General features: G+C 72.3%; 16 protein-coding genes. 6 read left to right on the plus strand and 10 right to left on the minus strand.

Features of this window, described 5'->3' with window-relative positions; genetic code table 11:
- Positions 1 to 15: 15 nt before the first annotated feature.
- The 4 genes from WFK95_RS17145 to WFK95_RS17160 all read right to left on the minus strand — a co-directional run bounded on the left by WFK95_RS17145 (position 16) and on the right by WFK95_RS17160 (position 4,290).
- Positions 16 to 552: a YceI family protein gene (locus tag WFK95_RS17145; protein WP_336671346.1), complete on the minus strand. Its 537-nt coding sequence runs from the start codon at positions 550 to 552 to the stop codon at positions 16 to 18.
- Positions 553 to 589: 37 nt separating this feature from the next.
- Positions 590 to 955 carry a YciI family protein gene (locus tag WFK95_RS17150; protein WP_224646588.1) on the minus strand — a complete coding sequence of 122 codons (366 nt, stop codon included), beginning with the start codon at positions 953 to 955 and terminating at the stop codon, positions 590 to 592.
- 79 nt (positions 956 to 1,034) lie between these two features.
- Positions 1,035 to 3,791, minus strand: coding sequence for an ATP-binding protein (locus WFK95_RS17155; protein WP_336671347.1), 2,757 nt, complete (start codon positions 3,789 to 3,791; stop codon positions 1,035 to 1,037).
- Between the two features lie 43 nt (positions 3,792 to 3,834).
- Positions 3,835 to 4,290, minus strand: coding sequence for a nitroreductase/quinone reductase family protein (locus tag WFK95_RS17160; RefSeq protein ID WP_224646592.1), 456 nt, complete (start codon positions 4,288 to 4,290; stop codon positions 3,835 to 3,837).
- A 110-nt stretch (positions 4,291 to 4,400) separates the two neighbouring features.
- On the opposite strand from WFK95_RS17160, the gene WFK95_RS17165 reads away from it, so the two are divergent.
- Positions 4,401 to 5,069: a TetR/AcrR family transcriptional regulator gene (locus tag WFK95_RS17165; protein WP_336671348.1), complete on the plus strand. Its 669-nt coding sequence runs from the start codon at positions 4,401 to 4,403 to the stop codon at positions 5,067 to 5,069.
- A gap of 25 nt (positions 5,070 to 5,094) precedes the next feature.
- Here the strand turns inward: WFK95_RS17165 and WFK95_RS17170 are convergent, their stop codons facing one another.
- From WFK95_RS17170 to aroC, 4 genes are read right to left on the minus strand one after another with little or no spacing between them, the layout of a single operon-like run.
- Positions 5,095 to 6,600, minus strand: coding sequence for an MFS transporter (locus WFK95_RS17170; protein ID WP_336671349.1), 1,506 nt, complete (start codon positions 6,598 to 6,600; stop codon positions 5,095 to 5,097).
- A 51-nt stretch (positions 6,601 to 6,651) separates the two neighbouring features.
- Positions 6,652 to 7,764 carry a 3-dehydroquinate synthase gene (gene aroB, locus WFK95_RS17175; protein ID WP_224646595.1) on the minus strand — a complete coding sequence of 371 codons (1,113 nt, stop codon included), beginning with the start codon at positions 7,762 to 7,764 and terminating at the stop codon, positions 6,652 to 6,654.
- 3 nt (positions 7,765 to 7,767) lie between these two features.
- Complete coding sequence (locus WFK95_RS17180; RefSeq protein ID WP_224646596.1) at positions 7,768 to 8,385, minus strand: shikimate kinase; 618 nt, start codon at positions 8,383 to 8,385, stop codon at positions 7,768 to 7,770.
- Entirely contained in the window at positions 8,385 to 9,590 is a 1,206-nt protein-coding gene (aroC, locus tag WFK95_RS17185) for a chorismate synthase (RefSeq protein WP_308011432.1), read from the minus strand. The genes WFK95_RS17180 and aroC overlap by 1 nt, the downstream gene beginning before the upstream one ends.
- An 80-nt stretch (positions 9,591 to 9,670) precedes the next feature.
- Here aroC and WFK95_RS17190 point away from each other — a divergent pair, with 80 nt between their 5' ends.
- The 5 genes from WFK95_RS17190 (at position 9,671) to WFK95_RS17210 (ending at position 15,015) form a co-directional block, all read left to right on the plus strand.
- Complete coding sequence (locus tag WFK95_RS17190; protein WP_336671350.1) at positions 9,671 to 9,922, plus strand: hypothetical protein; 252 nt, start codon at positions 9,671 to 9,673, stop codon at positions 9,920 to 9,922.
- Between the two features lie 82 nt (positions 9,923 to 10,004).
- Positions 10,005 to 10,979, plus strand: coding sequence for an ABC transporter substrate-binding protein (locus WFK95_RS17195; protein ID WP_336671351.1), 975 nt, complete (start codon positions 10,005 to 10,007; stop codon positions 10,977 to 10,979).
- A 16-nt stretch (positions 10,980 to 10,995) separates the two neighbouring features.
- A complete protein-coding gene (locus tag WFK95_RS17200) occupies positions 10,996 to 11,877 on the plus strand; it encodes a siderophore-interacting protein (protein ID WP_224646600.1) in 882 nt (293 codons plus the stop codon).
- 142 nt (positions 11,878 to 12,019) lie between these two features.
- Positions 12,020 to 13,534 carry a MutS-related protein gene (locus tag WFK95_RS17205; protein ID WP_336671352.1) on the plus strand — a complete coding sequence of 505 codons (1,515 nt, stop codon included), beginning with the start codon at positions 12,020 to 12,022 and terminating at the stop codon, positions 13,532 to 13,534.
- Positions 13,531 to 15,015: a MutS-related protein gene (locus WFK95_RS17210; protein ID WP_336671353.1), complete on the plus strand. Its 1,485-nt coding sequence runs from the start codon at positions 13,531 to 13,533 to the stop codon at positions 15,013 to 15,015. The genes WFK95_RS17205 and WFK95_RS17210 overlap by 4 nt, the downstream gene beginning before the upstream one ends.
- Positions 15,016 to 15,051: 36 nt before the next feature.
- Here WFK95_RS17210 and dnaE read toward each other — a convergent pair whose 3' ends face one another.
- Both dnaE and WFK95_RS17220 read right to left on the minus strand, forming a co-directional pair.
- Positions 15,052 to 18,606, minus strand: coding sequence for a DNA polymerase III subunit alpha (gene dnaE, locus WFK95_RS17215; protein ID WP_336671354.1), 3,555 nt, complete (start codon positions 18,604 to 18,606; stop codon positions 15,052 to 15,054).
- Between the two features lie 80 nt (positions 18,607 to 18,686).
- Positions 18,687 to 19,964, minus strand: a complete 1,278-nt coding sequence (locus WFK95_RS17220) for a serine/threonine-protein kinase (protein ID WP_336671355.1) — start codon at positions 19,962 to 19,964, stop codon at positions 18,687 to 18,689.
- Positions 19,965 to 20,014 lie beyond the last annotated feature (50 nt).

Here is a 20,014-nt window from a genome sequence, read left to right on the forward strand (position 1 = left end):
GACCGTCCCGCTGCGTCAGACCGTCGCGCGCGCGACGACCGTGACCTCGTCGGCCACCTGCAGGGTGCCCATCATGAGCGAGAAGGGCTTGATCCCGAAATCCGTCTGCCGCACCGGGACGGCCGTGGCCAACGCGGGAGCCGGCTCGGCCTCCTCGTACGCGAGGGCGAAGTCGCACGGGCGGGTGGTGCCGCAGATCGTCAGCTCCCCGCGCACGCGGAAGCCGTTCTCGGAGGCCTCGATCGTCGCCGAGCGGTACTCGATCGTCGGGTTCGCCTTGACCTTGAGCGAGCGGTGCGCGTTGGCGGTGGCCACCGCCCGCTCCGGCAAGGTCAGCGGCGTGAGCCCGCCCTCGCCGGAGACGACCTCCAGGGAGCCCGCGTCGACGGTGACGACGAGGGAGACCGGCTGCTCGCCGTCGACCTCGATCGCCGCCCGCCACGTCGTCGGCGCGAGCACCAGGCGGTGCCCCAGCCGGGCCGACCGCCCGGCCACGCCGGTGTGCACCTCCAGCACGCCGCTGGACTGATCGATGGTCCTGGTCTCGGTCACAGTCCCGAATGTACCGGCGGTCGAGCGCCGGCACCGGTCACGCGGGCGCTTCCTGCAGCGCGCGGACCTCCACCCGGCTGCGCAGCGCGCGGGACGCCTTCTTGGCCCACTCGATCGCGTCGTCGTCGTTGTCGGCCTCGATCACCCAGAAGCCGCCGAGGTACTCGGGCGCCTCCACGAACGGGCCCGGGGTGAACACCGGCGCGTCGCCCGAGGCGTCGACGGTGGTCGCGGTCGACGGCGGCTGCAGGCCGCCGGCGAAGACGAACGCGCCCGTCGACTGGAGCTCGTCGTTGAACGCCCCCACCTCGGCGAAGAGCGCCTCCAGCTCGGCGGGGTCGATGTCGGCCATCGTCGTCTCCTCCGCGGAGTCGTGGGGAAGGCTGAGGAAGTACTGCGTCATGATCGCTCCTTGGTGCGGTTGTCCGGTGTGGGGCCGAATGCCCTACGGAGAACGCTACGAGCGCACAGCGGCGGGCGGATCAGTCACGATGACCGGGTTCCGGGTGCGACGTACCGGTACCGCTTCCCTGCGCGACGAGGGCCGCCAAGTCGCCTCGGGCGGCGACGCCGAGCTTGGGATACGCGTTGTAGAGGTGGTAGCCGACCGTGCGCGGGCTGAGGAAGAGGCGGGCCGCGATCTCCTTGTTGGTGCAGCCGGCCGCCGCGAACTGCACCACCTGCAGTTCCTGCGGGGTGAGCCGGTTGAGCGGGCCCGCGCTGCGCCGGCCCGCATCCGCGCCCCCGAGCGCCACGAGCTCGGCGCGGGCGCGGTCCGCCCACAGCGCGGCGCCGACGTCCTCGAACCCGGCGAGCGCGGCCGCGAGCTGCGCCCGCGCCTCCGTCCGCCGGCGCCGGCGGCGGAGCCACTCCCCGTGCACCAGTCGGGTGCGGGCCAGGTCGTAACCGCCGGCGGCCTCCTCGTGCAGCCGCAGCGCGGCGCGGTACAGGTCCTCGCCCTCGTCGTCGGGGGCGAGGAGGGCACGGCAGCGCAGCACGAGGCCGCTGGTCACGGGACGATCGACCACCTCCGCCCACTCCACGAAGCCCGCGAACGGCGCGGCCGCCCGCTCGGGCACCCCGCCCCGCGCGGCGGCCTCGACCAGGTCGGGGACTGCGCGCAGGAGGACGTCGCGCCCTGCGGGTCCGGTGCACACCGACTCCAGCGCGGTCAGCGCCTCCGCGTACCGCGTCGCGGCGAGATCGAGCAGACCGGTCCCCCACGCCCCTATCTCGGCGTCGACGCGGTGCCGGTTCCGGGCGTCGGGAAGGGTCCGTTCCGCGAGGGCGCGGCACGCGTCCTGCTCGCCCGCGACCGCGAGGAGCCACACCTCGAGCGAGCGGTGCGCGAGGTACTCCGTCCGGTTACCCAGTTCCTCGCTCACCGCCGCCCCCTCCGCGACGCAGACGCGGGCGTCCGCGAACTCCCCGCGGAGCAGCCGGGCCACCGCCAGGACGCCGAGGCAGTACGGGATCCAGCCCAGGGCCCCCTCCGCCCGCGCGGCGTCCAGCATGTCGGCGACGAGGCCGACGACCTCGTCCTCCCGCGCGGTGAGCAGCCCGCTGATGGCGGCGGTGATCGCATGGGTCAATGGGGCGTCCGCCCCCGCCGCGAGCGGACGCATCCGGGCGACTGCCGGTCCCGGTCGCCCGTCGGCGAGCTCGGCCCAGCCACGGATCGCGTCGATCACGAGCGTCCACTGCGCCGGGGGCGCGAAGTCGCTCAGCATCGCGGCGACCCGGCCGAGCAGATCGCCCTCCGCGCCGTGCCGAGCGGCGTGCCCCGCCTCGTACAGGGCGAGCGCGGTCCGCTCGGGGTCGTCGTCCATCGTCGACGCGGCCGCATCGAGGGTGAGCTCGGCGTCGGCGCGCGGGGAGTCGCGCTCATAGGCGACGGCGCCGAGCACGTAGACCGCGTCGGCGTGGACCCCCGGGTCGCTGCTGAGCGACAGGGCCTCCGCGGCGAGCCGCTGTGCGCGGTCGGGCCGTCCGCCGTCGTACGCGGCCTGGGCGGCGCGCGCGATCCGCGCGGCGCGGCGCGGATCGTCCTCGCTGAGCCGCGCCGCGCGGTCGTACGCGATCGACACCGCCATGGCCCCGCCGCGATGCCGGGCGCGCTCCGCGACCCCGTCGAGCGCGACGGCGACCGACTCGGACGGCGTCGGCGTGCCCGCGGCGAGATGCCACGCGTACCGGTCCGGGTCCGCCGCGCAGGCGCGCGCGAGAGCCCGGTGCGCCTCGAGCCGGTGCGGCAGGGGCTCGCCCCGGTATGCCGCGGACCGCACCAGCGGATGCCGGAAGGAGACGCGGTCCCCGATCCCGATCAGGCCGGCGCGCTCCGCGGGCGCCAGGTCCGCGACCGCGCCGCCGAGCTCCTCGACGGCGCGCACGATCGTCGCCAGCGGGGCCGCGGAGTCCGCCGCGGCCACGAGCAGGGCGCGGCGCGTCGGCTCGGGCAGGGCCGCGATCTGTCCGCGGAAGGCCTCCTGGACGCGCAACGGCGCGGCCAGCGCGCCCACGGGGCCGACGGGGTCCGACGGTTCTCCGCCGCCCGACCGCGGCACCGCACCGAGTTCGATGAGCGCGAGCGGATTGCCCGCCGATTCCTCGAGCACCCGGGCGCGCAGGGCGTCGTCGATCCCCGGCGCGTGCGCGTCGAGGATGCGGGCCGCGGCGTGCGCCTCGAGGCCGTCCAGGTGCAGGGTGTCGATTCCGGGGGTGGCGAAGGGCATCGACGTCTCGCGCACCGCGAACAGCAGCGCGATCGGATCGGCGGCGAACCGGCGCGCCGCGAACTGCAGCGCCTCCGCCGATCCTCGATCGAGCCACTGCAGGTCGTCGACCACGCACAGCAGGGGCGCCTCGTCGGCGAGGTCGGAGAGCAGTGCCAGCACGCCCGCGGACACCAGGAAGCGATTCGGAGCAGACCCCTCGGCGAGGCCGAACGCGGTGCGCAGTGCCGCGGCCTGCGGGACCGGCAGTCCGTCGAGCCGGTTCAGATACGGGTGCAGGAGCTGGTGCAGGCCGCCGTGCGCGAGTTCGGAATCGGACTCGATGCCCGCCCCGCGGACGACCCGCATGCCGGCGTCGGACGCGAGCCCCACCGCATGATCAAGGAGGGCGGTCTTGCCGATGCCCGGTTCGCCGCGCACGACGAGAGCCCCGCCGCGGTCGGCGCGCGCCCCGGCGAGCAGCCGGTCGATCCGCGCGCGCTCGTCGTCCCTGCCCACCAGCGCCACGCGGCCACCCTAGCTGGGCGGGCGCGCCGCCGACCGGGTGGTCTCAGGGACGGTGGAGCACGAAGACCGGGTAGCGGACCGCGGCGGCGGCGAGCTCGTCGTCGGAACTGTCGGCGGAGAGGCCGGGGAAGAAGGCGCCCACCTCCCAGGCCCACTTGCGCAGGTAGGCGCGCAGCACTGGCACCTTGGCGGCCGGATCCGTGACCTCGGTGGCGGTGAAGGAATCGGCGTTCCGCCCGAGCCGGAGCTCGCCCGAGCCCGCCACGCGCATGTTCCGCACCCACTGGGTGACGCCGCGCGCGGCGACGAGGTACTCGCCGCCGTCGACCGCGAGGACGTTGACGGGGGTGGTGCGCCACTCCCCCGAGGTGCGCCCGCGGACCGCGAGTTCCCTACTGCCGTAGAGGGAGACGCCGCGCCGGGCGAGCCAGGCGACGGTGTTGTTGAACGCGGTCGCGGTGCGGCCGGGGCGGACGTGGTCGGCGGCGGGTGCGGTCATGAGATCCTCCAAAGTGTGAGCACTGCTCTCGTTTCGATTCCATGCTCCGTCTTCGACGGACTGTTGTCAAGAGCAGTGCTCTCGTTTCGGATCAGTGCAATGATCGAGGGGTGAACGCCTCCCTGACCGCCCGCGAGCGCGCCCGCGCCGAACTCACTGCCGAGATCACCCGCAGCGCGCGGGACCAGCTCCGCGAGGTCGGCGCCGCCGCGCTGTCGCTGCGCGCGGTCGCCCGCGACCTGGGCCTGGCCTCGTCGGCGGTGTACCGCTACTTCTCCAGCCGCGACGCGCTGCTCACCGCGCTGATCACGGACGCCTACACGGCGCTCGGTGACGCGGTGGAGGCGGCGGACGCGAGCGTCGACGACCCGCGGGCGCGGTGGCTCGCCGCGGGACGGGCCCTGCGCGCCTGGGCCCTGGCGAACCCGCACGAATACACGCTGCTCTACGGCTCGCCGGTGCCCGGCTACCACGCGCCGGCGGAGACGACCGCCGCCGCGATCCGCACGTCGGGCGCCTTCGCGCGGATCGCGGTGTGCGGGAAGGGCGGTGGCCCGGCACCGTCGAGCGGGCTCGACGAGCAGCTGCGCGCCGCGGCGGAGGTCGTGGCCCCGGACGCCGATCGAGCCCAGCTCGCACTGGGCGTGCTCGCCTGGACGCAGCTCTTCGGCGCCGTGAGCTTCGAGCTGTTCGGCCAGTACGCGAACACCTTCGAGCCCGCCGACGCGCTGTTCGACTACACCCTGGAGCGGACCGCGGACCTACTCGGGCTGGACTGATCGATGGGGCGAGGCGCCCTCCGCCTCAGCGGCGGATCACGACTGCGATGAGCAGTGCCAGAACCGACATGAGCACGAGATCGATGGTCGCGACCGTGTGCAAGCCCGCCGTGAACGCCTCGCGCGCTGCCGCGATCAGCTCACCGCCGGCGGCGGGCGGCATGAGATCGGCTGCCACAAACGCACCGGACAGAGTCTCCGAAGCACGTGCCGCCACCTCGGCCGGGACCTCCGTCACCGACACGTCGGACAGGCGGCCGCGGTAGACGACCGCAGCGGCACTGCCGAGGATCGCGACGCCCAGCGCTCCACCCAGTTCCGGCGCCGTCTCGGACAGCGCGGAAGCCTGCCCCGCACGGGCGACGGGCACGGCTCCGACGACGAGGTCGGTGGACAGTGTCATCATCGCCCCCAGGCCCAGTGAGACGATCACCGAACCGACGACCGGAAGCATCGCTCCGCCAGCGGGGTCCACGCGCATCAGCACCGCGAAGCCCCCGGCGGCGACGAGGAGCCCGGCGACCACGACGTTGCCGGGCGGCCAACGTCGTGCCGCGACCGGCGCGGCCGTCGCCGCCGCGAGCACCCCGAGCGCGGCGGGGACGGTCCAGAGCCCGGCGGCGAGCGGGGAAAGCCCGAGGACCAGTTGCAGATACTGGGCGAGGAGGAAGTTCGTGCCGAACAGGGCGAAGATTCCGAGCAGCAGGGTGACGATCGCGAGCCGGAACCGCCTGGAACGGAACAGGGTCAGATCCACCAGCGGATCGTCGATTCGCCGCTGGCGCCGGAGGAAGACTCCGGCCGCGACCACGCCGAGGCCGAGCGTCACGGTCACCGGCAGACGGATACCGTTCTCCGCCATCTCCTTCAGACCGAGAATGACCGACAGGACGGCGACCAGAGACAACGCGACACTGAGGAGATCCACGCGCCCCGCCCCCTGCGAGCGTCCTTCGGGAAGGACGAACGGGCCGATCACGAGGAGGGCGAGCACCAACGGCACCACGGTCAGGAAGGTCGCACCCCACCCGAAGTGCTCGAGAACCCAACCGCCGATCAGGGGACCCACCGCGGTGCCTCCGGCGACGCTCGCGATCACGGCGCCCACGGCCGACGTCCGTTGGCGTGGATCAGCGAACATCGTCGCGACGAGTGCGAGCGCCGTCGGCATCAGAGTCGCGCCCATCACCCCGAGCAGCGCCCTGCCGGCGATGAGCGCCTCAACACTCGGCGCGTACGCGGCGAGGACCGATACCGCTCCGAATCCCGCGGCACCGAACAGGAGCAGCCGACGACGACCGACCCGGTCACCCAATGCCCCCATGGCCATCAACGACCCCGCGAGCAGGAAACCGTAGACGTCCACGAGCCAGAGGGACTGAGAGGCCGAAGGGCCGAGATCCCGCGCGATCGCCGGCAGGGCGAGATTGGGCAGGGTGAGCTCGAGCGACGCCACCGACGTCGGCAGGACCAGCACCGCGAGCCCCGCCCACTGCTTCCGCCCCGCTCGCGCCGGTGCGACATTCGTCATGCGGCCACGCTAAGACCACAACGACGGTTGAGGTCAACTGCGCAGCAGCGCTCAGAGGAGCACGGCGCCCGCGGGCTGCGTCCCCTCCTTGGCGACGGCGGAGTAGGCGGCGACCAGCAGGGACGGGTCCGGGCCCTCGAGCCGGCCGGGACGGGCCAAGCCGTCGAGCACGACGAACCGGAGCAGGCCCGCACGGTTCTTCTTGTCCTTGCCCATGTACTCGAGCAGCTGCCCGAAGGCGTCGGCGTCGTAACTCGTGGGCAGGCCGACGGATTCGAGGACCCGACGGTGCCGGTCGGCGGTCTCGTCGTCGAGGCGGCCGGCGAGGCGGCCGAGCTCGGCGGCGTAGATCAGGCCGACGGAGACGGCGGCGCCGTGGCGCCAGCGGTAGCGCTCGCGGCGCTCCAGCGCGTGCGCGAGAGTGTGGCCGTAGTTGAGGATCTCGCGCAGCGAGGACTCCTTGAGGTCGGCGGAGACCACCTTCGCCTTGACCTCGATGGAGCGGCGGACCAGCTCGGGCAGCACGTCGCCGGTGGGATCGAGCGCGGCCTCGGGGTCCTTCTCGATCAGCTCGAGGATCACCGGGTCGGCGATGAAGCCGGTCTTGATGACCTCGGCCATGCCGGCGACGATCTCGTTGCGCGGCACCGTCTCCAGCGTCACCAGGTCGACGATCACGGCCCGCGGCTCGTGGAAGGAGCCGACCAGGTTCTTGCCGGCGTCGGTGTTGATGCCTGTCTTGCCGCCGACGGCCGCGTCGACCATCGCGAGCAGCGTGGTGGGGACGTGCACCACCGGCACGCCGCGCATCCAGGTGGCCGCCACGAAGCCGGTGACGTCGGTCGCGGCGCCGCCGCCGAGGCTGTAGATCACGTCCTGGCGGCTGAGGCCGATGCGGCCGAGCACCTCCCAGCAGAACCCGGCGACCTGGAGGTCCTTGCCGGCCTCGGCGTCGGGCAGCTCGATGCGGTGCGCATCGATCCCCTTGTCCGCCAGGGCCTGCCGCAGTACCTCGGCGGTCTCGGCGAGGGTCGGCTGGTAGAAGATCGCGGCCGTGGTCGCCTCGCCGGCCGCGGCGACGGTCTCGTCGAGGAGCCCGCGACCGATCACCACGTCGTAGGGGCTGCCCGCGTCGACGCGGACCTTCACCGGATTCTCGCTCATCTACTACTCCGATCGATTCTTGGCGGACGTGCGGAGGACGGTGGGCAGCTTCGGCCAGGGGCCGCGGCGTTCCCGCCCGGGTGCGGTGTCCTTGAGGCGCCGCTGCACCTGCCGGACGACGGACGACGGTGCGCGCCCCACGGTGGAGACGCGGATCGTCGCGAGTTCACGGTAGATCGGCGTGCGCCGCGCCATCAGGGCGCGGTACGCCGCGGCGGGGTCGTCGCCCTTGAGGAGCGGGCGGTTCGACGCGGCCGGGCTGACGGTCCGCCGGATCCCCTCCTCCTCGGTCAGTTCGAGGTAGACCACCTGGTGCCGGCGCAGCAGCGTACGGGTGGTCTCGGAGAGAACGGCGCCGCCGCCGAGCGAGACGACGCCGGGATGGTGCGCGACCACGTCGGCCACGACCTCCTCCTCGATGGCGCGGAAGGCGGGCTCGCCGTCGCCGGCGAAGATCTGCGGAATGGTGCGGCCCTCGCGGCGCTCGATCTCCTCGTCGATGTCGAGGAACTCCACCCGGAGGGCGCGCGCGAGCCGACGGCCGATGGTCGTCTTGCCCGCCCCGGGCGGGCCGATCAGGATCGCCGCGGGCCCCGGCTCGCGGCCGGGCGCGGTGCCCATCAGATCGCCTCGGGCGTCACCCGCTGCAACCGCGCCGCCACCTGCTCGGAGTACCGCTCGAAGTTGCTGCGGGTCTCGTCGAGGCTGTCGCCGCCGAACTTCTCGAGCGCCGCCTGGGCCACGACGAGCGCCACCATGGCCTCGGCCACGACGCCGGCGGCGGGCACGGCGCAGACGTCGCTGCGCTGGTGGATCGCCACGGCCTCGGTACCGGTCTGCATGTCGATGGTGCGCAGCGCGCGCGGCACCGTGGAGATCGGCTTCATCGCCGCGCGGACGCGCAGCTCCTCACCGTTGGTCATGCCGCCCTCGACGCCGCCCGCGCGGTTGGTCGAGCGGAGCACGCCGCCCTTGTCGGGCAGCATCTCGTCGTGCGCGGCGCTGCCGCGGCGGCGGGCGGTCTCGAAGCCGTCGCCGACCTCGACGCCCTTGATCGCCTGGATGCCCATGAGCGCGGCCGCGAGGCGCGCGTCGAGGCGGCTCTCCCCGGACGCGACGGAGCCGATGCCCACCGGCAGGCCCGTGACCACGACCTCGACGACGCCGCCGAGGGTGTCGCCGTCCTTCTTGGCGGCCTCGATCTCGGCGATCATCGACTGCTCCGCGGCCTCGTCGAAGGCCCGCACGGGTGAGGCGTCGATCTTCTCGAGGTCGTCGCCCGACGGGGTCGGCCCGACGTAGGGCTCGGACGCTCCGATGGAGATGACGTGGCTGACCACCTCGGCGCCGAAGGCCTGGCGTAGGAAGTTCCGGGCGACGGTACCGGCGGCGACGCGGGCGGCCGTCTCGCGGGCGCTGGCGCGCTCGAGGACGGGACGGGCGTCGTCGAAGCCGTACTTCAGCATCCCCGAGTAGTCGGCGTGACCGGGGCGCGGCCGGGTGAGCGGCGCGTTGCGGGCCATGCCGTCGAGCAGCTCCTGGTCGACGGGGTCGGCCGACATGACCTGCTCCCACTTTGGCCACTCGGTGTTGCCGATCTCGATGGCGACGGGACCCGCCTGGGTACGGCCGTGCCGGACACCACCGAGGATGGTGACCTTGTCGGCCTCGAACTTCATCCGCGCACCCCGGCCGTAGCCGAGGCGTCGCCGCGCCAACTGGGCGGCGATGTCCGACGATGTGACCTCGACGCCCGCGACCATGCCCTCCATGAGGGCCACGAGGGCGGGGCCGTGCGATTCTCCTGCGGTTATCCAGCGCAACACGCGTCCCATCATCCCAGATCGACCCGCCGGACCGTGAGTTCGGGTGGCCGAAATCTCGGTCGCAGGGTAGGGTGAACTCCATGACCACAGTCGCCGCATCCTCGACTTCCGACCGCCGTGCAGCAGCACAGCGGTCCACCGTCGACGTTTTCGGTGTCGCGTGGCCCCGCTACAAGGCCGAGGCGCTGGTCGCCGCGCTGGTCGTGCTCGCCCTGGGCGTCGTGCTCACGCTCGCCACGGGTGCGGCCTCATTCGCGCCCGCCGTGCTCGCCGCGGCCGGAGTCGGCGTCGCGGTGTGGTGGGCGGCGCGCGCAGTCCACGCCCGCGCGTAACTGCACCTCCGGCGCCTTGCGCCTCGACCGCCTCCCCCCTTAGGATCGCCTAACCAAACCGGTCCTCATCACGGGAGTCGTCGTGCCACGAACGCTGCGCAGCCGCCGCTCCTTCCTGCACTTCGCGGGGGCGGGCGCCGTCGCAGCGACGCTGGGCACCGCCGCCTGCGGGAGCACTGACTCGTCGGGGTCCGGGGCTCCGACCGTCGACGTCCGGTACCTCGACCTGTCCTTCGCCGTCCCTCGCGAGCCGAAGCGGGTCGTGGTCATGGAGGGCCGCGGCGACCTGGAGTTCGCCCTGCTCGCGGGCTATCCCGTCGTGGCCACCGCGAACGCCTACGACCAGGGGAAGCGGCCGTCGGGGCAGTTCGCCGGCAGGCTCGGCGACGACGTGACGATCCTCGCCCCCGCCGCCGGGGCGCGTCCCAAGGCCGAAGAGGTGCTGATCCACGCGCCGGACCTGGTGGTGATGCGCGCCAACGCCTACCGCGGCGACTGGTACAACAACTCCCAGCTCTCCGGCGCCACCGCGATCCTGGCCGTCGAGGTGAACCGCCCGCAGTGGCGCGAGGACATGAACGCACAGCTCGCCGCCGTCGGTCGCACGGCGAACGCGCAGCAGTACGTCGCCGACTACGACGCGAAGGTCGCGGCGACCAAGCGGGACCTCGCCGGGACGCTCGCGGGCAAGCGGATCGCGATGGTGACCACGACCGGGAGCAAGGCCCGCGGCACCGTCCTGGTGTGGGCGCAGACCTTCGGTACCGCGATCGGGCGCGAGATCGGCATGGACGTCCTCTTCGGTGACCGGCAGGTCGACCCGTCGAAGGGCTCCTTCGAGGCGAGCCTCGAGAACCTCGACGTGCTCGCCGGCGCCGACCTGATCCTCCACCAGGACACCGACGGATCCATCGCGGACGTCCAGACCTGGCGCACGCTCCCCGCGGTCCAGGCGGGCCGCGTGGCGAAGCTGAACCCGCAGTACAACAACGGCCTCGTCCTGACCGCGTCCGCGCTGGTCGACGACCTGGCCGCGGCCGCGCAGTCGCTGCGCTGAAAGGAGATCCGGACCGATGGCCCGATTCGACGGGTACTACCAGGCGGAGGTCGTCGCGGCGCACCGCGTGACACCGAACATGGTCCGCGTGCGGTTCGGTGGGCCGGAGCTCGCGCAGTGGGTCAGCAGCGGCGACCCCGACGAACGCCTGACCATCGCGTTCCCCAGTCCGGGCAGGCGTACGCCCCCGCGCCCCCGGATCGCCGGCGGCGCCTGGCACTTCGACGACGCCGCCGCGCCCGAACAGCGCAGCTACACGGTCCGCCGGGTCGGAACGGGAACGCTCGACGTGGACTTCGTGGTGCACGAGGGCGGCGTCGCCGCCGAGTGGGCTATGCGAGCCGGGCCGGGCGACGCGGTCGGACTCTCCCAGGCGGGAGGCTGGTACCGCCGCCCCGCCGGCGTCACGTCCGTCTTCCTGGTCGGCGACGCGACCGCGCTCCCCGCGATCGGCCGGATCGCCGAGGAACTCCCCGCTGACGTCCGCGCCCACGCGATCGTCGAGGTCGCCTCCGACGACGACGTCCAGGACCTGCCGTCGGCGGCGGACCTCACGACCACGTGGCTGACGGGCAGCGGGATGGGCCGCGCACCGTCGGGCCTCCCCGATGCGGTCCGGAACCTCGCGCTCCCCGGCGACGGGGTGTACGTCTGGGCTGCCGCGGAGACATCGGCCACGCGCGCGATCCGCAAGCACCTGCGGCACGAGCGCGGCCTGCCGAACGCGGCGATGACCGTGATCGGCTACTGGCGCACGCAGAAGGAGGCGTGGCTGCAGCGGTACGAGCCGGCGAGGCCCGGCCTCCGTCGACGACGGGACGCCCTCGAGGCCGCCGGCCTGTCCGGCCAGGATCTCATCGAGGCGTGGGACCAGGAGATGGAGCGCGCGGGCCTGTAGACCGCGGTCACGCCGCCCAGCACGGCCCTTGCCCCCGCGTTCGCCGCGGACGTACGGTCGAAGAACCGGCGGACCTCGTGAGGCGCCGCCGCCACACCCGCCGGTCGGCCCGTGACGACACGGACGAGAGCGGAGGTGCGCTGTGGACTCCCCCTCCCTCCTGGGCGCGCCCTCCTATGACTCCCCCGGGCGCGACCCCGCGTACTTCGCCGATCTGGGACTGGACCGCATCATCGCCGAGGCCGCGGCGCACGACCCGGACATCGCGCCCCTCTTCCGCGCCCCGGCCCCGACGGTGGCCGCCGCGCGGTACCGGCAGGACGTATGCCGGGTGCTGCGCCGGGACGCGCGCCTCACCACAGCGCTGCGCCGGTTCTGCGCGACGATGGCCGGGATGCGCGAGGCCGCATCGAACGCCGAGCGCCTGCGGCTGCGCCCCGAGCGCGACGCGTGGGCGCTCGACGGCGCCCGCCGCTACCTCGCCGCCGTCGCCGACCTCCGCGCGGCGCTCGCCGAGCCGACGGACCCGCCGGCGGCGGTGCGCGACCTGTTGGTCCACCTCGACGCGCTGTCGGACTCGCCCGGACATCGGGGGCTCGAGCGTGATGCGGCGGAGGTCACGGCGCTGATGGATGCGGTCGAGTACACCGTCCGGATCAAGAAGTCCGACGTCCGCGTGGGCCGCTATCATGGCGAACCGGACTACGGCGCCGAGGTCGCCGCGGTCTTCGAGCGGTTCCGGGTCGACGGTGCCACCCGCCGCGCGGAGGACGCCCCCGTCCGCCCCGGACTCGACGGCGTCGAGGCCGCCATCCTCACGGACGTCACCGCCCTGTTCCCCGAGGCGTTCGCCGCGCTCGCCCGGTTCCGGGAGCGGCGCGCCGGCTACGGCGACCCCGCCGTGACCGCGGCCGACCTCGAGATCCGCTGGTACCTCGGCTATCTGGACTTCGTCGCCCGCTCGGAGGCCGCCGGACTGCCGTTCACCCTCCCGACCATCGCCGACGATCCCGTCCTCGACGCGCGCGGCACCGTCGACCTCTCAATGGCGACCGACCTGCACCGCCGCGGAACGCCCGTCGTCGGCAACGACCTCCGGCTCGACGCGGACGAGCGCGTCCTCGTGGTGACCGGCCCCAACCACGGCGGGAAGACGGCGCTCGCGCGGGCCTTCGGCCAGATCCACCACCTGGCGGCGCTCGGCCTGCCCGTGCCCGGCACCGCGGCCGAGATCGGGCTCTTCGACGCGCTGTTCACGCAGTTCGAGCGCCCCGAATCCGCCGACGACCGGCACGGCAGGCTGGAGTCCGACATCGCGGGTATGCGCGAGATCCTCACCGCGGCCACCGATCGGAGCGTCGTGGTGATGAACGAGACCTTCGCGTCGACCTCCCTGGAGGACGGGATCCGCCTCGGCTCCGCCGTCGTCCGCGGACTGGTGTCGACCGGGGCGCGCTGCGTCTACGTCACCTTCGTCGACGAGATCGCCCTGCTCGGCGACGGGGTGGTGAGCATGACCGCCGACGTCCCCGCCGATCCCGCCGAGCGCACCTACCGGGTACGACGGGGCCGGCCGCAGGGGCTCGCCCACGCCGCGGCCCTCGCCCGCCGGCACGGCCTCGACGCCGAGACCCTGCGCCGCCGGATCGCGTCATGAGGACGCGCCTGCTGTACCGCGACCGGGATCTGCACGACACCCCGGCGGCGCCTCCGCGCTCCGAGGAGCTGCGCCGCAACCTCGGGCTGGACCGCCTGCTTCCGGTCATGGCCGCCGGCGACGACGCGCTGTACCGCGTCGCGGAGAGCCTGTTGCTCGGCGACGTCGCCTCCGCGGCGGACATCCGCTACCGGCACGAGGTCCTGCGGGACTGCCTCGTCCACCCCGACGCGGTCGACGAGCTGCGCCGGATCGCAGCGGCCGCGGTCGAACGGGAGCGGCACAACTACTTCGGGCTCTTCACCCGCGCGACGCCCGACAAGGTGCTCTACCGCTCCCTCGACGTGCTGGACATGTTCGTGGACGCGTTCGCCGAGCTGCGGGCGGCCTGCGACCGGTGGCGCGGCGGCTTCTCCTCGGCGGGCTTCGACGCCTTCTTCACGTGCATCGCGACCGAGCTCGACGACGAGTACCTGGCGACGGTGCGGGCGCACCTCAAGGAGCTCCGGTTCGCGAAGGGAGAACTGATCAGCGTGCGCCTCGGGGCCGGGGCGCACGGAACGGATCACGTGCTGCGCCACCCGGACCACTCGACGTGGCGCCGCCTGCGCGGACGGGACGGAACGATCGACCTCGACGTCGACGACCCCGCCGCCGCGGAGGCCCTGGCCGTGCTGGCGGGCCGCGGCATCCGGACGGCCGCGGACGCCGTCGCGCAGGCGGCGGAACACGTGGCCGCGTACTTCCGGACCATCGCCGACGAGCTCGGCTTCTACCGCGCCGTCATGAACCTCCTCGCCGCCCTCGACGAGCGCGGCGCGCCCTGGTGCCTGCCCGAGCCGGCGGCGCGGGGCCTGACCTGCCGCGGGCTCTACCACCCCGTGCTCGCCCTCGAGGCCCGGGAGCCGGCGGTCGGGAACGACATCGACACCGAGGACGCGGCGGTCACGATGATCACCGGCGCGAATCACGGCGGGAAGACCACGCTGCTGCGGAGCATCGGGACGGCGCAGCTCATGCTGCGCTGCGGCATGCCGGTCCCCGCGCGCGAGTACCGCGGCGCCGTCCACCCCCAGGTGCTCACCCATTTCGGCGGCGAGGAGCGCGAGGGCGGAGACACCGCCGGGCGGCTCGAGGAGGAGCTGGGGCGCATGAGCGCGATCGCCGACGTGATCCGCCCCGGCGCGCTGCTGCTCTGCAACGAATCGCTCGCGTCGACGAACGAACGCGAGGGCGCGGCACTGGCGCGGCAGATCGTCGAGACCATGCGGGACTGCGGGATCACCGTCGTGTACGTGACCCACATGTACGAGCTCGCGCGCGGTCTCGCCGACGCGGCAGATCCGCGGCACGCCTTCCTCCGCGCCGAACGCCTCGACTCCGGCGACCGCACCTTCCGGGTGCTACCCGGCCGCCCCCTCCCGACCAGTCACGGAGAGGACCTGTTCCAGCGGATCTTCGGCGCCGGAGCGGGAGTCTGACGCGGCGAGCGCGGCCGCGTCCACGTCAGGAGAGGGTCACGAGAGGCAGTTGGGCCCCAGCAGCGCCTTCAGGTCACCCATCAGCGACGACGACTGATTCACCCGCAGGGTGTCGTCGAGCCGCAGCGTGGTGGCCTTGTCGCCGCTGACGAGCTTGACGTGCACGTCGGAGACGCCCGGGTGCCTCTGCAGCACCTGCTTGAGCGCGGAGACCTTGTCCTGCGTGCACACCCGCGTCTGCATCGTGAGCGACAGCGGCTTCGCGACCCCGATCTGGGAGAGGTCGATGGGCGCGATGTCGTTCGCGATCAGTGTGACCTTGTCGTCGCGGAAGTTCACGCGGGCCTTGATCAGCACCACCGCGTCCTCGACAACCTCGGCGCCGAACGCGGCGTAGGCCTGCGGGAAGAAGAAGACCTCGATACCGCCGGAGAGGTCCTCGAGCTGCGCCGACGCGAACGGGGCGCCGTTCTTGTTCACGCGCCGGTTCACCGACTGCAGGATGCCGCCGACGGTGACCTGGGTGCCGTCCTTGACGTCGCCCTCGACGATCGCGGGGATGGGTGTGTCCGTCTGCGCGGCGATCACGTGCTCCACCCCGTCGAGCGGGTGCGCGGAGACGTACAGGCCGAGCATCTCGCGTTCGAGGGCGAGCTTGTGCTTGCCGTCCCACTCCTCCTCGGGCACCTTGATGGTGAAGACGTCGTCGATGGGACCGGCGGCGCCCTCCTCCTCTCCCATGGAACCGAAGAGATCGAACTGGCCCACGGCCTCGGCCTTCTTGGTGGACAGCACCGATTCGATGGCGTCGCTGTGCACCAGGAACAGGCCCTTGCGCGGGTGCTCGAGGGAGTCGAAACCGCCCGCCTTGATGAGCGATTCCGTGACCTTCTTGGAACAGGCCGCGACCTCGATCTTGGCGAGGTAGTCGGAGAAGGAGGTGAAGTTCCCCTTCTCGGCGCGGCTGCGCACGATGGACGCGACGACGCCCTCACCGACGTTGCGCACCGAGCCGAGGCCGAACCGGATGTCCTCGCCGACCGAGGTGAACTGCAGGTGCGACTCGTTGACGTCGGGCGGGAGCACCGTAACCCCGAGGCGGCGGCAGTCGCCGAGGTAGATGGCGGCCTTGTCCTTGTCGTCACCGACCGACGTGAGCAACCCAGCCATGTACTCGGCCGGGTAGTTCGCCTTGAGGTACGCGGTCCAGTACGAGACCAGGCCGTACGCGGCGGCGTGCGACTTGTTGAACGCGTACCCGGCGAAGGGCAGCACGGTGTCCCAGAGCGCGGTGATCGCGGCCTGCGAGAAGCCGTTGTCGAGCATGCCCTGCTGGAAACCGCCGTAGGCCTCGTCCAGCACCGACTTCTTCTTCTTGCCCATCGCGCGACGCAGGATGTCGGCCTGGCCCAGGCTGTACCCGGCGACCTTCTGCGCGATGTGCATGATCTGCTCCTGGTACACGATCAGGCCGAACGTGTCCGCGAGGATCTCCTTGAGGGGCTCTTCCAGCTCCGGGTGGATCGGCTTGACGTCCTGCCGCCCGTTCTTCCGGTCCGCGTAGTCGTTGTGCGCGTTCATGCCCATCGGGCCGGGGCGGTACAGGGCGCCGACGGCGACGATGTCCTCGAACTTGGTGGGCTGCATGCGGCGCAGCAGATCCCGCATCGGGCCGCCGTCGAGCTGGAAGACGCCGAGGGTGTTGCCCTTCTGCAGCAGCTGGTACGTGGTCTCGTCGTCGAGCGGCAGCTCGTCCATGTCGAGCTCGATGCCGCGGTTGGCCTTGATGTTCTCCAGGGCGTCACCGATCACGGTGAGGTTGCGCAGGCCCAGGAAGTCCATCTTCAGCAGGCCGATGGCCTCGCACGACGGGTAGTCCCAGCCGGTGATGATGGCGCCGTCCTGCGCGCGCTTCCACACCGGGATCGCGTCGGTGAGCGGATCACAGGACATGATCACCGCGCAGGCGTGCACGCCCGCGTTGCGGATCAGCCCCTCGAGCCCGAGCGCCATGTCGTAGATCTTCTTGACGTCCGGGTCCGTCTCGATGAGCTGCCGGACCTCGACGGCCTCTTTGTACCGCTCGTGCGAGGGGTCCGTGATGCCCTTGACCGAGATGTCCTTGGCCATGATGGGCGGCGGCAGCGCCTTGGTGATGCGGTCGGCGATCGAGTAGCCGGGCTGGCCGTAGATGACGCGGGCCGAGTCCTTGATGGCGGCCTTGGTCTTGATGGTGCCGAACGTGATGACCTGGGCCACCTTGTCCGAGCCCCACTTCTCCGAGGCGTAGGTGATCATCTCCCCACGCCGGCGATCATCGAAGTCGATATCGATATCGGGCATCGACACGCGCTCGGGGTTGAGGAACCGCTCGAACAGCAGGCCGTGCGGGATCGGGTCGATGTTGGTGATGCCCAGCGCCCACGCGACGAGCGAGCCGGCCGCGGAGCCACGGCCCGGGCCCACGCGGATGCCGACCTCGTGCGCGTGCGCGATCAGGTCGCCGACCACGAGGAAGTACGCGGGGAAGCCCATCTCGTTGATCACCGAGAGCTCGTACTTCGCGCGCTCGACGTAGTCCGCCGGCGGGCCGTCCGGGAACCGGCGGTTCAGGCCGTCCATGACCTCGGACTCGAGGAACGACTCCTGGGTGTGGTGCTCCGGGACCGGGAACCGCGGCATGCGGTCCTTGTGCTCCCAGACCTCCTTGTAGGACTGGACGCGCTCGCCGATCTCCACGGTCGAATCGCACGCGCCGGGCACCTGCGAATCCCACAGGTCACGCATCTCCTGCGCCGACTTCAGGTAGTAGCCGTCACCGTCGAACTGGAACCGCGTGGGATCGGACAGGGTCTTGCCGGTCTGGATGCACAGCAGCGCGCCGTGCGACTCGGCCTTGTCCTTCGTGACGTAGTGGCAGTCGTTGGTGGCCAGCGGCTTGATCCCGAGCTTGCGGCCGATGTCGAGCAGGCCCTCGCGGACCCGGCGCTCGATGTCGATGCCGTGGTCCATCAGCTCCAGGTAGAAGTTCTCCTTGCCGAAGATCTCCTGCCACTTCGCCGCGGCCTCCAGCGCCTCCTGCTCGTGCCCCAGCCGCAGCCGCGTCTGCACCTCGCCCGACGGGCAGCCGGTGGTGGCGATGATCCCCTCGGCGTGCTCGGCGATGATCTCGGCGTCCATGCGGGACCACTTGCCCAGCTGCCCCTCGAGCGACGCCAGCGAGCTGAGTTTGAACAGGTTCCGCAGGCCGGTGGCGTTCTCCGCCACCATCGTCATATGGGTGTACGCGCCCGAGCCCGAGACGTCATCGCTCTTCTGCGACGGATCGCCCCACTTCACCCGCTTGGTGTTGAACCGCGACTCCGGCGCGATGTACGCCTCGATACCGATGATCGGCTTGATCTCGTACTTCACCGCGGTGTTGTAGAAGTCCGACGCGCCGAACATGTTGCCGTGGTCGGACATGCCCACCGCCGTCATGCCCAGCCGCTTCGCCTCGGCGAACAACGGGTCGACCTTGGCCGCACCGTCGAGCATCGAGTACTCGGTGTGGTTGTGCAGATGGACGAACGAGCCGGCGGCGGACGTCATGGGCTACTCACCTCCGGTGAAGAATCTCATCGCTGTCATTAGGCAGTGTAGGCCCCTCCACCGACACGTCCCGCGGATCGTCAGCCGAAGGCGATGACCAGGATCAACACCAGCAACGCGGCCACCGCCACCCCCACCAGCACCAGCACGGCGGGCGACATCCCGCCCGGCGCCGAGGGCGTGGCCGGTGCCGAGGGCTTCGCGGGCTGCGCGCGCGGCGCCGGCGGGCGCGGCATCGCGCCGGACTGGGCACCCGCAGTCGCCCCGTACAACGGCTGCGGGGCTGCGGACTGCGGAACGGCGGGCTGCGGGGGACGCCCCGTCGGGTAGCTCGGCCGGTTCGCCTGCCCCCGGATCCCCGGGGCGACGGTCCGCTGCACGGGCAGGGACGGACGTCCCGCGGTCGCGGGGGCCTGCGGGCCCGACGGATGCCCGGGACCGGGCACGTAACCGGGCGGCGTGGGTCGCGGCACCGGGCGCGGCGCGGCGCGGCCGACGGGCGCCGTCAGCGCGGACTTGAGCGCGGTCGCGAACTCCTTGCACGTCGCGAATCGCTCCGCCGGGGTCTTGGCGAGCCCCCGCGCGACCACGGCGTCGACGGCGGGCGGCACGCCCTGGCGGATCTGCGAGATCCGCGGCGGCGGCGCGTTGAAGTGCGCGTCGATCACCGCATCGGTGCTCGCCCCCGTGTAGGGCACCTTGCCGGTGACCAGGTGGAAGAACGTCGCGGCCAGCGAGTACTGATCCGAGCGCGGGTCGAGTTCCTCGCCGCACAGCTGCTCCGGGGAGGCGTAGGCGAGCGTCGCGAGGACGGTGCCGACGGCCGTGAGCTGCGAGGTGTCCTCGCCGCCCTTCGCCACGCCGAAGTCGGTGAGCAGGGCGCGCCGCTCGTCGCCGTCGTCCTCGTCGTCGACGGCTGCCACCAGGATGTTCGCGGGCTTGATGTCGCGGTGGAGCAGGCCGGCGCGGTGCGCGCGGTCGAGGCCTCGGCCGATCTGGCCGATGATCTCCACGGCGACGGCGGGGTCGAGCCCGCCCGGGCTGCGCTTGAGCAGCACCGAGCAGTCGTCGCCCTCGACGTACTGCATCGCGATCCACAGCCGGGCGCCCTCGGTGCCGCGGTTGTAGATGGTGACCACGTTCGGGTGGTCGAGGCGCGCGGCGAGCTCGGCCTCGCGCAGGAAGCGCTTGCGGAAGGCCTCGTCGCCCGAGTAGCCGACGCCCAGCACCTTGAGCGCGTCGTATCGGGGCAGCTCCGGGTGCTTGGCGAGGTAGACGGAGCCCATGCCGCCGGATCCGAGGCGCCGCTCGATCCGATAACCGCCGATCACCGTCCCGGGTGCGAGTTCGTCACTCATGTCCGCCGCTTCTGCCCCATATCGTCCGTTCCGTCGAACACCAGCGTAAC

The organism is Tsukamurella sp. USMM236, from assembly GCF_037148755.1.
In the GTDB taxonomy this organism is placed as follows: domain Bacteria; phylum Actinomycetota; class Actinomycetes; order Mycobacteriales; family Mycobacteriaceae; genus Tsukamurella.